Origin of the sequence: Serratia quinivorans (genome assembly GCF_052113645.1) — a bacterium.
GTDB lineage: Bacteria > Pseudomonadota > Gammaproteobacteria > Enterobacterales > Enterobacteriaceae > Serratia > Serratia quinivorans_B.
The window spans coordinates 173,431-187,968 of the sequence record NZ_JBIEIU010000006.1 but is presented as its reverse complement, the minus strand read 5'-3'; the positions used below and the strand labels follow the sequence as shown (position 1 = coordinate 187,968).

Below are 14,538 nucleotides of genomic sequence, written 5' to 3'. Positions count from 1 at the left end.
TTCAAATCGCCAGCGCGTGTAGCCCCAGAGCTTGCGCGCAGGCGTCTATCGAGCGCTGCTGTGTTTGCTGATACAGCGATAATTCATCGATCACTTCCGCCCCCAACGCCTGTTCGAACGCCGCTTTGCTTGACGACGCATTGTATTGCGTGTGCCCGGTGTCACCGAGATTGGATTGGAAAATACCTGCGGCGCTGACCGGCAAGAAATCCTCATACACCAGTGGCTGGAAGCGGATATATTCCTGTGCGATCAACTGTTCCAGCGTGCTGTGCTGATCCAGCGAATCCTTGGCCGCCAGCCCGCATTCGGTCGGGAAATAGCGGAACCAGGCCAACTGCTGCTCACGCAGTGTCGCGTAGTCATCCGGAAACGCCTGGAAGTTTTGCGCCAGCAGTTGGTTGTAACGATCGGCGTTTTTCTCGCTGGGAGGGGCCTGCAACGCATCGTTGGTGGCCTTTAGCAGGCGATCATACAGTGCGCGGCCTTTCGTTGTCAGCGCTACACCGCGCTGTTCTATTTCGCCGAAGCGGGCCGTGTGGTGCCCGTGGACTGCGCTGCCGTCATGCTCAACGAAATCGACATTTTCCTCCAGTGCTTTAAAACTGGTTTGGCGCAGGAGGATAGGGCGGCGGCGCGGCGGCGGGCCTTCAATCACCGCTTTGGGTGTGATGCCTCTGTCAGGCATTGCCTGTTGAACCAGGTCGATATTGAGCGTGCGCGGAGTCAGGTGATTGATGTGCGGGCCCTTGAACGCCACTACGTCAGCGATCAAACGGTGTTGGTCGTGCAACTGCTGATATTCGGCTGCGCTGACTGTCGCGCGGCTGTGCCAACGGAAGGTTTCCAACGCCTGCTCGACAAATTCATTGGCCTGGCTATGGTCCAGCCCGCCTTGAGCCTCTTGTAAGACGATCAGTTCCAACGCGCGTTCGGTAAAGATTCGACGGCGAGCCAACAGTTGTTGCGCCAGTTGGCGCAGTTCTGGGTTATCAATCAACTCTAGCCGTAATAATGAGGTGAATACTCGAAAGGGACTGATTTGCAGCGCGTCCTCATGCACCGCACGAAACGCGGTGGAGTGTACCGGAACGCCCGCTACGGCCAGATCGTAATAACCGACCGGCGACATGCCCATAACGTTAAACAGCCGCCGCAGGGTTGCCAATTCTTCCGCGGTGCCCACCCGAATGGCCCCATGACGCTCCATGGCCAGCCGCTCGATTTCGCCGGTAATTTGTAATTGATGAGCCAATGCGGCATCTTCGCGCAGAACCTGTCGGTTAGTTTCCGCCACCAGCTCCAGCAAATCGCCGTACAGAGGGACCTCTTTCTGGTACATCTCTGACATAGCCTGGGAGAATCTGGCGCGGATTTCATTCGGTGAGACGAATTGCTGGGCGGTCATGCGCATAGCTCCTTGATTCAGTATAATCTGAAAAATTGTTTTTTTGACGGTAAAAGTGCTGGCTGAAAGGCCATCCGCCTTGTTTTCACCTCAAGTTTAGCCATGTCGATTGGGTTTTGTTATAGCTTGCGCAAGCATATTAGATTTTTATGCGTCAGCTCTCATTTGAACAGGATATAGCGGCAACAATGGCCGTCTGGAAGGCAATAACGCCAAGTATTTACATAAAAAAAGATAAATTAATCCATGCACAATCATAGACATAAAAACAAATCCGAAAGAATGATAAAAACAGGACAATAAACCTCTTGTGCAAAAGATAGATTTATGAGTAAATGCAATCCGGCCTGTGATACAGACCTATTTATGTTCGAGTATAGAGTTAAGCAGTTCCTCCAAAAACGTTATCATCCGATTCCGCTTCAAAGACGAACCTTCTAAGTACCTCCCATAAGTAATGTTCTAAAAACGGCCTAAATTGCCTTATGGCAGGTTTTGTATATATATTTAAAAGGTAAATGTGTAATGTCTAAGAAGACGGGTCAGGTGAAGTGGTTCAACGAAAGCAAAGGTTTTGGTTTTATTGAACAGAACGACGGTGGAAAAGATGTATTCGTACATTTCTCTGCAATCGCGACCGACGGTTTCAAAACTCTGGCTGAAGGCCAGCGTGTTGAGTATACCATCCAGGACAGCCCGCGCGGGCCGGCTGCCGCCAACGTTGTTGCTCTGTAAGAAAACAGGGAATAACGTAAACAGAGCTTAATACAACCATAATGATGCATTAATGCTGATTTATTGCGGAAGATATTAAGTTCAACAAGCCCGCCATAGTGCGGGTTTTTTTATTTTTTGCTCACGAGAGGTTTGTTACGAAAAACTTTAGGATGGGCTGGTAGCGTCCAACAATAATAAAAATGACGTTGTTAAGGATGCTCAAGTAAAAGGATATAAGTTATGTTTAAAAATACTGTGTTACAAATGGGCCGTGTGAAATGGTTTGATCAGGCCGCAGGCTATGGTTTTATTTCACCGGTAGACGGTAGCGACGAAATTTATGTAAGCCGTCGTTCTATCGCCAATACTAAAAATAAATCATTGAACGAAGGTCAGAACGTTGAGTTCTCGATCTATCGCAGCTCTCACGGGCTGTCAGCGGCAGACGTTATCGCGTTCTGACCCACCCCTTCCTCGCCAGTGCCGGTGCCGCCACCCCAAGCACTGGCGAAGATAAACTCCCCGATATCCACTATTATCAAGCGATTGTTCAATCAATTCGGATATCAGGATGAGCACCCCAGTTATTTCTCTTACCGCCGCCCGTGCGCTCCACCTTGCCGCACAGGGGCTGTTAACCCCGATAAAACGCAAAGCCAAACCCGAAGATGTGGTTGCCGCCATCCAGCGTATGGGACTCCTGCAAATCGACACCATCAGCGTGGTTGCGCGCAGTCCCTATTTGGTGCTGTTCAGCCGCCTGGGAGACTATCAGCCTGAATGGCTGGAACAGGCACTGGCTGGCCGTCAGCTGTTCGAGTATTGGGCGCATGAAGCCTGCTTTTTGCCCATTGAAGATTTTGGTCTGCTGCGCCACCGTATGCTGCAGCCGCAGGGCATGGGCTGGAAGTATTCAGAAGAGTGGATGCGGGAGCATCGAACGGCAATCGACGCACTGCTGGAACACATTGAAGCCAGTGGCCCGGTACGTTCGGCGGATTTTAGCGCCGAGAAAAAGGGAAGTAGCGGTTGGTGGGATTGGAAACCGGAAAAGCGTCATCTCGAAATCCTGTTCACTGCCGGCAAACTGATGGTGGCCGAAAGGCGCAATTTCCATCGCGTTTACGATCTGACGGAAAGGCTAATGCCGCAATGGGACGATAGCCGACACACGTTATCTGCCGATCACGCTCGGCACGAGATGCTGAGTCGTACCTGTCGCTTCCTCGGGATCTTCAAGGCTGAATGGCTGGCGGATTACTACCGACTGAAGCGAGTGGCGCCGAAGGGGCTGCTGGCCAGCTTGCTCCAGCAGGGTGAGGTGCTGCCGGTGCTGATCGACGGGTTGGACGGGGAATTTTACGTACACCACTCGCTGGCGAAAGAGCTGCAGCTGGCGGAGCAGGGATCGCTAAAATCCAGCGTCACCACTTTGCTTTCTCCGTTCGACCCGGTGGTTTGGGATCGTCGTCGCGCCCTGGAATTGTTCGATTTTGATTACCGGCTGGAATGTTACACGCCGAAAGAAAAGCGGCAGTACGGGTATTTCACGCTGCCGGTACTGCAACGGGGTGAACTGATCGGTCGCATTGATGCAAAAATGCATCGTCGACAGGGGATCTTTGAAATTATCAGTTTCCATCCGCAGGCCAAGGTTCGCTTTGGCAAACAGCGCGCGCAGGATATTCGGCAGGCAATCACCCGCAGTGCAAAATGGCACGGTGCGAATCAGGTTATTTTGGGGGATATCCCGGCACCCTTGGCTAGCGAATGGGGCGAGAGTTGGGCGGTGGAATAACGAACGGCGTTGTCGGCGTGGGTAAAACGAATTCCAGCGCCGCTCGTTACAAGGGGAGCCTCAGTTGCTGAAGTTGGCAAACAGGGCGATGATCTTATGAATGCGTTTGATCATGATAAATGTCTTTTTGTGATCTGAATCACAAAATTCTACGCCTGTGACGAAGCCAGTTCAATCCCTGCAGCAGATTAAAACGCAATGGCAAGACAGGCGGTGATTAACCTGGCGCATAGCGTTATGCTATCCTCACCCACTTTCCCTACGTAAGATCTCCACCCTGGAGGAAGCATGGACCACCGTTTACTCGAAATCGTTGCCTGTCCGGTCTGCAACGGTAAGCTCTATTTCAATAAAGAAAACCAGGAACTGGTGTGCAAAGTGGATGGCCTGGCCTATCCGCTGCGTGATGGCATTCCCGTTCTGTTGGAAAATGAAGCGCGGGCGCTGTCATTGGATGAGAAACACGCATGAGTTTTATCGCTATTATTCCAGCACGTTACGCATCAACCCGTTTGCCGGGCAAACCGCTGGCCGATATTCACGGTAAGCCGATGGTGGTGCACGTCATGGAACGTGCGCGCGAATCGGGCGCCAGCCGCGTTATCGTGGCGACCGACCACCCTGCGGTGGCCGAAGCGGTCAAAGCTGCCGGTGGCGAAGTTTGCATGACCCGTGCCGATCATAATTCGGGCACCGAGCGTTTGGCTGAAGTGATCGAGCATTATGGCTTTAATGATGATGAAATCATCGTTAACGTCCAGGGTGATGAACCCCTGATCCCCCCGGTGATTGTGCGGCAGGTCGCTGAAAATCTGGCGGGCAGTCAGGCCGGCATGGCCACCCTGGCGGTGCCGATCGACAGCGCAGAAGAAGCTTTTAATCCCAATGCGGTCAAGGTGGTGATGGATGCGCAGGGTTATGCGCTCTATTTCTCACGTGCCACCATTCCGTGGGATCGTGAACGTTTCGCCGAATCCAAAGAAAGCATTGGCGACAGCCTGTTGCGCCACATTGGCATTTACGCCTATCGTGCCGGCTTTATACGCCGTTATGTCACCTGGGCACCAAGTCAGCTGGAGCAGATTGAGCTGCTGGAGCAATTACGGGTGTTGTGGTACGGCGAAAAAATCCACGTGGCAGTTGCCAAGGCCATGCCGAGCGTCGGGGTTGATACGCCGGAAGATTTGCAACGTGTGCGAGACAGCATCAAAGGCTGAGCATTGAACGCCGGTGTGTCACGCAGCGCGCCGGCGACATGATTTCCCTTCTTATATCCTCATTTTGTTGATCTGCGTTGAAGAATTTATCTGCTCATCGTTCGATGATATCTGCGTCTCTTTCTACCTCTTGAGGCCATTTCCTTATGGAGCAGTTACGCGCCGAACTGAGTATTGTGTTGGGTGAATCTATCAGCCGACTGGAACGCGTCAGCGAACAGCCTTATGCGCACATGTATTCACTGTACGACCAACAGGGGCATGCCATTCCGCTGATGGCGAAAAGCTTTGTCTGTCAAGGGATTGCCCAGCAGGAGGCTTATAAGCTGTCGATGCTGGCGCGTGAGGGGGATATTCGCCTGCCGACGGTCTATGGCGTGGTCTATACCCAACAGTCGCCCTATAAAGAGATCTTGTTGATCGAGCGTTTACGGGGGGTCTCTGCAGAAGCTCCTACGCGCACGCCAAACCGTTGGAATACATTAATGGAGCAGATTGTCGATGGCGTGCTGGCCTGGCACCGCATTGATAGCCACGGCTGCGTCGGAACGGTCGACAGTACTCAGGAGAACGATTGGTTTTGCTGGTATCAACAGCGGGTCGAGGTGCTGTGGTCAACGGTCAGCAACCTCAACTCGCCGCAGTTAACGATGGCCGACCGTCGCTTGCTGTATCGCACGCGTGAAGCGTTGACCCATTTTTTTGTCGGATTCGACGATCCCTGCGTATTGGTGCACGGCAATTTATCTCTGCGCAGTATGTTAAAAGACCCGAAAAGCGACCAGCTTCTGGCAATGTTGAACCCTGGAATGATGCTGTGGGCGCCGCGCGAATATGAGCTGTTCAGGCTGTGCGAAGCGGGAATGCCCAGTCAGTTGCTGTTCTGTTATTTGCAACGGGCGCCGGTGGCGGAGTCTTTCCTGGTTCGGCGTTGGCTGTATGTGGTGTGGGAAGCGGTAGGGCGGCTGATTCATACCGGCAAGCTGGAGCGGCAACCGTTTGACTATGCTTCCAAACAGTTGCTGCCCTGGCTTGCCGGTTAACGTTGCTTAGTCGACAGAAACTTCATCGGCCCCTTTCAGCCATTGCCACAGGCTGCCGAGCGTTTCATACCAGGCGCGTTCGCTGTGGCCGAGGAACATCGCCGACGGCACCACGCGATCCCAAATATTCAAGCGCGAACTGATGGCCAACTGATTGGCTGGCGCCGGGATCGGGTGCAGTCCCTTGGCTTCAAAGAAGCGCATCGCCCTTGGCAAATGGTTAGCCGAAGTCACCAAAATAAACGGCTGCTGCCCGACCAGTTTCGACACCTGTAATGCTTCTTGCTCGGTATCCATTGGGCGATCCACTAGCACCATGTCACTGCGTGGCACTCCCAGGCTTTCCGCTACCTGCGCCGCGGTCGCCGCGTTACTCAGGGTATTGGGGCCGCCGGCACCGGTGAACACCATTTTCGCCCCGGGGTGTGCCAGATATAACCGTACGCCTTCCGTGACCCGTGGCAAACTGTTGCCGATCAGGTTGGAACTGGGTGCCCAATCGGGATTAAAGGTATAACCGCCCCCCAGCACCACGATATAATTCACCGGGTCATTGCCACGGTAGGTGGCATACTCGGATTCTATTGGTCGTAACAGTCTGTCGGCCACCGGCTGCAGGCTGAAAAGCAGTAAAAACAGCCAGCTCAGCGTCAAAATGACCCTGCCGCTTTTTTGCCAACGAGTGAACCACAGCAGCAACAGCGCCAGCCCCATCAACAACAGCAGCGCAGGTAACGGCATTAAAATGGCGCCAATGAACTTTTTCAGGTTGAACAGCATCAAAAATCAGGTCCTTTTGGGCGAAAAAACGACATCCGGGCACATTAAGGCCGCAAGAAGATTCATTCTAAGTCAGTCTGTGCCAAAATAGCAGGTTTGAATGGGCTGGCGCTTTGCCCCCAGCAGGATAAGATCAGCGGAGCCGTTGTCCATGCAGGATCGCAATTTTGACGATATTGCTGAAAAGTTTGCGCGTAATATTTACGGCACCACCAAAGGGAAAATCCGTCAGGCCGTAGTCTGGCAGGATCTGACCACGCTGTTGGCCCAATTGCCGCAGCGGCCGCTGCGCATTCTGGATGCCGGCGGCGGCGAAGGCCATATGGCCTGCCAATTGGCAGAATTAGGACATCAGGTGTTGTTGTGCGATCTTTCTGGTGAGATGATCCAACGCGCCGCGTTGCTGGCTGAGCAGAAAGGTGTGAGCCAGAACATGCAATTCATACAAAGTTCAGCACAGGATATTGGCCAACATTTGGAACAGCCGGTTGATCTGGTATTGTTTCATGCTGTGCTTGAATGGATTGCCGAACCTGAAGCGGCACTGCGGGCGTTGTTCGACTGCCTGCTGCCAGGTGGCGCACTGTCATTGATGTTCTTTAATGCCAATGGCCTCTTGATGCGTAACGTGGTGTTGGGTAATTTCCAACTGGTGGACCCAGAAGTCAGAAGACGCAGAAAGCGTTCGTTGTCACCGCAATATCCGCATAGCCCGCCGCAGGTATATGGCTGGCTGGAACAATTGGGCATGCGCATCAGCGGGAAAACCGGTGTGCGGGTGTTCCACGATTACCTGCAAAGCAGGCAGTTACAGACGCAAAAATTTGAAGAGTTACTGGCGCTTGAACAGCACTATTGCCGGCAGGAGCCGTACGTGAGTTTGGGGCGCTATATTCACGTCATGGCGCATAAACCAAACCTGAAGGACGAACTATGAGTGAATTTTCCCAGACAGTACCCGAACTGGTCGCCTGGGCACGGAAAAATGATTTCTCTATTTCGCTCCCTACGGAGCGTCTCGCGTTTTTGCTCGCTATCGCCACATTGAACGGCGAGCGACTGGACGGCGAGATGAGCGAAGGTGAGCTGGTTGATGCATTTCGCCATGTCAGCAAGGGTTTTGAACAGACGCATGAAACGGTGGCGGTCCGCGCCAACAATGCGATTAACGACATGGTGCGCCAGCGCCTGTTAAACCGTTTTACCAGCGAACTGGCGGACGGTAACGCGATTTACCGTTTGACGCCGCTGGGGATCGGCATTACCGATTACTATATTCGTCAGCGCGAATTCTCCACGCTGCGTCTGTCGATGCAGCTGTCGATTGTGGCGCAGGAACTGAAACGCGCCGCCGACGCCGCCGAAGAGGGCGGTGATGATTTCCACTGGCATCGCAACGTGTTTGCGCCGCTGAAGTATTCGGTGGCGGAAATCTTCGACAGCATCGACATGACCCAACGGGTGATGGATGAACAGCAGCAGGGCGTGAAAGATGACATCGCCGCGCTGTTGAACCAGGACTGGCGCGCGGCGATTTCCAGCTGTGAGATGCTGCTGTCCGAAACCTCGGGCACCCTGCGCGAACTGCAGGATACTCTGGAAGCGGCGGGCGACAAGCTGCAGGCTAATCTGTTGCGCATTCAGGATGCTACGCTGGGCGGTGCAGAGCTGGGCTTTGTCGATAAGCTGGTGTTTGATCTGCAAAGCAAGCTCGATCGCATTATCAGTTGGGGTCAGCAGGCGATCGACCTGTGGATTGGCTACGACCGTCACGTGCACAAATTTATCCGTACCGCGATCGACATGGACAAGAACCGGGTATTCGCCCAGCGTTTGCGTCAGTCGGTGCAGAACTATTTCGACAACCCATGGACACTGACCCATGCCAACGCCGACCGTCTGCTGGATATGCGTGACGAAGAGCTGGCGTTGCGCAGCGAGGAAGTGACCGGGGAATTGCCGCCGGATCTGGAGTTCGAAGAGTTCAGCGAAATCCGCGAGCAACTGGCGGCGATGATCGAGCAGGCGTTGAAGATTTATCAGGAACAACAGCTGCCGCTCAATTTAGGGGCGGTAATGCGCGATTATCTGGCGCAATATCCGCGTGTTCGTCATTTCGACGTCGCACGTTTAGTGGTCGACCAGGCAGTGCGCCTTGGTGTGGCTGAAGCAGATTTTTCAGGGTTGCCGCCACAATGGCAGGCAATCAATGATTACGGAGCCAAGGTCCAGGCCCATGTCATCGACAAATATTGAACAAGTAATGCCAGTCAAACTGGCCAAGGCATTGTCTAACGCGCTGTTCCCGGCGCTGGACAGCCATCTGCGTGCGGGTCGTCACATCGGAATCGATGAGCTGGACAACCACGCCTTCTTAATGGATTTCCAGGATGAACTGGAAGAATTTTACGCCCGCTACAGTGTAGAGCTGATCCGCGCGCCGGAAGGATTCTTCTATCTGCGTCCGCGTTCCACCACCCTGATCCCGCGTTCGGTGTTGTCCGAACTGGACATGATGGTGGGGAAAATTCTGTGCTATCTCTATCTCAGCCCAGAGCGGCTGGCGCATGAGGGTATTTTCAGCCATCAGGAGCTTTACGACGAGTTGCTGAGCCTGGCGGACGAGACCAAATTGCTGAAGTTCGTTAATCAGCGTTCCACCGGCTCGGATCTCGATCGCCAGAAGCTGCATGAAAAAGTACGCACTTCACTGAATCGCCTGCGTCGTTTGGGCATGATCTATTTCATGGGCAATGACAGCAGCAAGTTCCGTATCACCGAAGCGGTGTTCCGTTTTGGCGCCGACGTGCGCAGCGGCGACGATCCGCGTGAAGCGCAGTTACGCATGATCCGTGACGGCGAAGCCATGCCGGTTGAAAACAGCCTGTCGCTGAATGATGAAAGCGATGCTGAAGATTCGCAGCTTGATAACACACCGGACAGTGCAGAGGATGAACAGGAATGATTGAACGCGGTAAATTTCGCTCGCTGACGCTGGTCAACTGGAACGGTTTTTTCGCCCGCACCTTTGATCTCGATGAGCTGGTGACCACGCTGTCCGGCGGTAACGGGGCAGGGAAATCCACCACCATGGCGGCCTTCGTCACTGCGCTGATCCCCGATTTGACGCTGTTGCACTTTCGTAACACCACCGAAGCCGGCGCCACCAGTGGCTCACGCGACAAGGGGCTGCACGGTAAGCTGCGTGCCGGGGTTTGTTATTCCACCCTCGACGTGATCAACTCGCGTCATCAGCGTGTCGTGGTTGGCGTACGTCTGCAGCAGGTGGCCGGCCGTGATCGTAAAGTGGACATCAAACCCTTCACCATTCAAGGCCTGCCGACGGCCGTGCAGCCGACGGAGCTTTTGACTCAAACGGTGGGCGAGCGCCAGGCGCGCGTGCTGACACTGCAGGAGTTGAAAGAGCGTGTTGAAGAGATGGAAGGGGTGCAGTTCAAGCAGTTCAACTCCATTACCGACTATCACTCATTGATGTTCGATCTGGGCGTGATCCCGAAACGCTTGCGTTCATCGTCCGATCGCAGCAAGTTCTACCGCCTGATCGAAGCTTCGTTGTATGGCGGTATTTCCAGCGCCATCACCCGCTCGCTGCGCGACTACCTGTTGCCGGAAAACAGCGGTGTGCGCAAGGCATTCCAGGACATGGAAGCGGCGCTGCGTGAAAACCGCATGACGCTGGAAGCGATCCGCGTCACTCAAAGCGACCGTGATCTGTTCAAGCATCTGATTTCGGAAGCCACCTCCTACGTGGCGGCGGACTATATGCGCCATGCCAATGAGCGGCGTATTCATCTGGACGGCGCGCTGGCGCTGCGCAGCGATCTGCTGGGCAGCCGCAAACAGTTGGCCGCCGAGCAGTATCGCCATGTGGAAATGGCGCGTGAACTGGCAGAGCAGAGTGGCGCAGAATCCGATCTGGAAACCGATTATCAGGCCGCCAGCGATCATCTCAATCTGGTGCAGACGGCGATGCGTCAGCAGGAAAAGATCGAGCGTTATGAAGGCGATCTGGAAGAGCTGACCTACCGTCTGGAAGAACAGAACGAAGTGGTGGCGGAGGCCAGCGAACAGCAGGCAGAAAACGAAGCGCGCGCCGAGGCAGCGGAACTGGAAGTGGATGAGCTTAAAAGCCAGCTCGCCGACTACCAGCAAGCGCTGGACGTGCAGCAGACCCGTGCCATTCAATATCAGCAGGCCTTGCAGGCGTTGGAACGTGCCCGTGCACTGTGCCAACTGCCGGAGCTGACCGCCGAAAATGCCGAACAGTGGCTGGATACTTTCCAGGCGCGCGAGCAGGAAGCGACAGAAGCTCTGCTGATGCTCGAACAGAAACTGAGCGTGGCCGATGCCGCACACGGTCAGTTTGAACAAGCCTATCAGCTGGTGGGTAAAATCGCCGGCCAGGTCAGCCGTAGCGAAGCCTGGCAGTGCGCGCGCGAATTGCTGCGCGACTGGCCATCGCAGCAGCACCTGGCAGAACGTGTGCAGCCATTGCGCATGCGCCTGAGCGAGCTGGAACAGCGTCTGCGCTCTCAGCAGGATGCCGAGCGTCTGTTGCAGGAATTCTGTAAACGTCATGGCCAGCAGTATCAGCCGGACGAACTCGACGCCCTGCAACAAGAGCTGGAAGAGCGTCTGGAATCGCTGTCGCAAAGCGTCAGCGAGGCTGGCGAGCGTCGGATGGAAATGCGCCAGGAACTGGAGCAAATTCAGCAGCGCATTCGCGAACTCACCACCCGTGCCCCAGTCTGGTTGGCGGCACAGGATGCCCTGAGCCAACTCAGCGAGCAAAGTGGTGAGCCGCTGGAAAGCAGCCAGCAGGTCACCGAATACATGCAGCAACTGCTGGAGCGCGAACGTGAAACCACCGTTGAGCGCGACGAAGTGGCTGCCGGCAAACGTGCCGTTGAAGCACAGATCGAACGTCTCAGCCAGCCAGGCGGTGCCGAAGATCAACGTCTGGTTACGCTGGCCGAACGTTTTGGCGGTGTGCTGCTGTCCGAAATTTACGACGATGTCACCATCGACGATGCGCCGTACTTCTCCGCATTGTATGGTCCATCGCGCCACGCGATCGTGGTGCCGGATCTGTCGCTGGTGCGCGAGATGCTGGAAGGTCTGGAAGACTGCCCGGAAGATCTCTATCTGATCGAAGGGGATCCGCAGTCGTTCGATGACAGCGTATTCGCCGTCGAAGAACAAGACAGAGCGGTACTGGTGAAAACCGCCGATCGCCAATGGCGTTACTCCCGTTATCCGGAAGTGCCGTTGTTTGGTCGCGCGGCGCGTGAGAACCGTCTGGAAGTGCTGCACGCCGAGCGAGAAACATTGGCTGAGCGTTACGCTACGCTGTCATTCGACGTGCAAAAGACCCAACGTTCGCATCAGGCCTTCAGCCGTTTCATCGGCTCCCATCTGGCGGTGGCGTTCGACGCCGATCCGGAAGCGGAGATCCGTAGTCTCACGACCCGTCGCGGGGAAGTCGAGCGCGCTCTGAACAACCATGAAGCGCAGAACCAACAGCAGCGTCAGCAATACGATCAGGCGAAAGAGGGCATCTCTGCACTGAATCGCTTGATGCCGCTGGTTTCATTGTTAAACGATGAAACCCTGCAGGATCGCGTGGAAGAAATCCGCGAAGAGCTTGAAGAGGCGCAGGATGCTGCGCGCCATATTCAGCAGCACGGTGTTTCCCTGACCAAGCTTGAGCCGCTGCTGTCGGTATTGCAGAGCGATCCGCAGCAACATGAACAGTTGCAACAGGATTACATTCAGGCGCAGAGCGTACAGCGTCAGGCTAAACAGCAGGCGTTTGCCTTGATCGAAGTGGTGCAGCGTCGCGCGCACTTCGGCTATACCGATTCTGCCGGCATGCAAAATGCCAACAACGATTTGAACGACAAACTGCGCCAACGTCTGGAGCACGCGGAGGCGGAACGTACCCGTGCCCGTGAGCAGTTACGTCAGTACCAGACCCAGTTTACGCAGTACAGCCAGGTGTTGGCGTCGTTGAAAAGTTCGTATGACGCCAAGCGCGACATGCTGAAAGAACTGAGTCAGGAGCTGGTGGACATTGGTGTGCAGGCGGATGCCAATGCTGAAGCTCGCGCACGGGCACGTCGTGATGAATTGCACGCTGGGTTGAGCAACAACCGCGCGCGTCGTAACCAGTTGGAAAAACAGCTGACCTTCTGCGAAGCGGAAATGGACAGCCTGCAGAAGAAGCTGCGTAAGCTTGAGCGCGATTATTATCAGCTGCGCGAGCAGGTGGTTACCGCCAAGGCGGGCTGGTGTGCGGTCATGCGCATGGTGAAAGACAATGGGGTCGAACGCCGTCTGCACCGTCGCGAACTGGCCTATATGGACGGTGACGAGCTGCGTTCGATGTCGGATAAGGCGCTCGGTGCGCTGCGTCTGGCAGTATCGGATAACGAACACCTGCGCGACGTACTGCGTTTGTCGGAAGATCCCAAGCGCCCTGAGCGCAAGATCCAGTTCTATATCGCGGTGTATCAGCATCTGCGTGAACGAATTCGTCAGGATATTATCCGCACCGACGACCCGGTCGAGGCTATCGAACAGATGGAGATCGAACTGGGCCGTCTGACCGAAGAACTGACCGCGCGTGAGCAGAAGTTGGCGATCAGCTCCAAGAGCGTGGCGAACATCATCCGCAAAACCATCCAGCGCGAACAGAACCGTATTCGCATGCTCAATCAGGGCTTGCAGGCGGTTTCCTTCGGCCAGGTGAAGAGCGTGCGATTGAACGTCAACGTGCGTGAAGCGCATGCAACGCTGTTGGACGTGCTTTCCGAGCAACAAGAACAACATCAGGATCTGTTCAACAGTAACCGCCTGACCTTCTCAGAAGCTCTGGCCAAGCTGTATCAGCGCCTGAATCCGCAGATTGACATGGGGCAGCGCACGCCGCAGACCATTGGTGAAGAGCTGCTGGATTACCGTAACTATCTGGAGCTGGAAGTGGAAGTGTTCCGCGGCTCCGACGGCTGGCTGCGTGCCGAAAGTGGCGCGTTGTCTACCGGTGAAGCGATCGGTACCGGGATGTCAATTCTGGTGATGGTGGTACAAAGCTGGGAAGAAGAGTCGCGCCGCCTGCGCGGAAAAGATATCTCCCCATGCCGTCTGTTGTTCCTCGATGAAGCGGCGCGACTGGATGCCAAATCTATCGCGACGTTGTTCGAGCTGTGTGATCGTCTGGAAATGCAGTTGATCATCGCCGCGCCGGAAAACATCAGCCCGGAAAAAGGGACCACATATAAGCTGGTGCGTAAGGTGTTCCAGAACCACGAACACGTGCACGTAGTGGGGCTGCGCGGTTTCGCCAGCGAGCCGCCGGCACTGGGTGTGGCTGCGGCGGAAACGCCGTAAGCGCAAAAAAAGCCCGCTAATAATCTGAAAATAGCCGCCCTGGGGTGGCTATTTTTTTGTGCGCGTGGATGATGGTCGTGCTTTTTTATCCGCTTAAAACCGGGTAGCTTAATGAATTACAGTTATTTATAAGCGCCAAAGGGCAAAATAGATTTTCTGTTCGTA

At 54.8% G+C, this 14,538-nt stretch carries 12 protein-coding genes; 10 read left to right on the top strand and 2 right to left on the bottom strand.

Features of this window, described 5'->3' with window-relative positions:
- Nucleotide 1 precedes the first annotated feature (1 nt).
- Nucleotides 2-1,408, bottom strand: a complete 1,407-nt coding sequence (gene hglS, locus ACGS9J_RS13505) for a 2-oxoadipate dioxygenase/decarboxylase HglS (protein WP_442231395.1) — start codon at nt 1,406-1,408, stop codon at nt 2-4.
- A 525-nt stretch (nt 1,409-1,933) separates the two neighbouring features.
- On the opposite strand from hglS, the gene cspE reads away from it, so the two are divergent.
- From cspE to ACGS9J_RS13475, 6 genes are all read left to right on the top strand, one after another.
- The gene (gene cspE, locus ACGS9J_RS13500; RefSeq protein ID WP_020826136.1) at nt 1,934-2,143 is read left to right on the top strand and encodes a transcription antiterminator/RNA stability regulator CspE; all 210 of its coding nucleotides are present in this window, start codon (nt 1,934-1,936) and stop codon (nt 2,141-2,143) included.
- Between the two features lie 222 nt (nt 2,144-2,365).
- Nucleotides 2,366-2,587 (top strand): cold-shock protein, encoded by a 222-nt coding sequence (locus ACGS9J_RS13495; RefSeq protein WP_006320799.1) that lies wholly within the window; start codon nt 2,366-2,368, stop codon nt 2,585-2,587.
- Nucleotides 2,588-2,696: 109 nt separating this feature from the next.
- Nucleotides 2,697-3,923: a winged helix-turn-helix domain-containing protein gene (locus ACGS9J_RS13490; protein ID WP_442231394.1), complete on the top strand. Its 1,227-nt coding sequence runs from the start codon at nt 2,697-2,699 to the stop codon at nt 3,921-3,923.
- Between the two features lie 288 nt (nt 3,924-4,211).
- Nucleotides 4,212-4,394 carry a Trm112 family protein gene (locus ACGS9J_RS13485; protein ID WP_006320791.1) on the top strand — a complete coding sequence of 61 codons (183 nt, stop codon included), beginning with the start codon at nt 4,212-4,214 and terminating at the stop codon, nt 4,392-4,394.
- Nucleotides 4,391-5,140 carry a 3-deoxy-manno-octulosonate cytidylyltransferase gene (gene kdsB / locus ACGS9J_RS13480; protein WP_442231393.1) on the top strand — a complete coding sequence of 250 codons (750 nt, stop codon included), beginning with the start codon at nt 4,391-4,393 and terminating at the stop codon, nt 5,138-5,140. Before ACGS9J_RS13485 ends, kdsB begins: the two co-directional genes overlap by 4 nt.
- A gap of 146 nt (nt 5,141-5,286) precedes the next feature.
- The gene (locus ACGS9J_RS13475; protein ID WP_442231392.1) at nt 5,287-6,183 is read left to right on the top strand and encodes a YcbJ family phosphotransferase; all 897 of its coding nucleotides are present in this window, start codon (nt 5,287-5,289) and stop codon (nt 6,181-6,183) included.
- A 6-nt stretch (nt 6,184-6,189) separates the two neighbouring features.
- On the opposite strand, the gene elyC is transcribed toward ACGS9J_RS13475, so the two are convergent.
- Nucleotides 6,190-6,963 (bottom strand): envelope biogenesis factor ElyC, encoded by a 774-nt coding sequence (elyC, locus tag ACGS9J_RS13470; RefSeq protein WP_442231489.1) that lies wholly within the window; start codon nt 6,961-6,963, stop codon nt 6,190-6,192.
- 151 nt (nt 6,964-7,114) lie between these two features.
- Between elyC and cmoM the strand changes: the two genes are divergently transcribed.
- The 4 genes from cmoM to mukB are packed head-to-tail and all read left to right on the top strand — an operon-like array spanning nt 7,115 to nt 14,373.
- The gene (cmoM, locus tag ACGS9J_RS13465; RefSeq protein ID WP_442231391.1) at nt 7,115-7,900 is read left to right on the top strand and encodes a tRNA uridine 5-oxyacetic acid(34) methyltransferase CmoM; all 786 of its coding nucleotides are present in this window, start codon (nt 7,115-7,117) and stop codon (nt 7,898-7,900) included.
- Nucleotides 7,897-9,219 (top strand): chromosome partition protein MukF, encoded by a 1,323-nt coding sequence (gene mukF / locus ACGS9J_RS13460; protein WP_442231390.1) that lies wholly within the window; start codon nt 7,897-7,899, stop codon nt 9,217-9,219. Before cmoM ends, mukF begins: the two co-directional genes overlap by 4 nt.
- Nucleotides 9,200-9,928, top strand: coding sequence for a chromosome partition protein MukE (mukE, locus tag ACGS9J_RS13455; RefSeq protein WP_044549558.1), 729 nt, complete (start codon nt 9,200-9,202; stop codon nt 9,926-9,928). Before mukF ends, mukE begins: the two co-directional genes overlap by 20 nt.
- Nucleotides 9,925-14,373, top strand: coding sequence for a chromosome partition protein MukB (mukB, locus tag ACGS9J_RS13450; RefSeq protein WP_442231389.1), 4,449 nt, complete (start codon nt 9,925-9,927; stop codon nt 14,371-14,373). Before mukE ends, mukB begins: the two co-directional genes overlap by 4 nt.
- Nucleotides 14,374-14,538 lie beyond the last annotated feature (165 nt).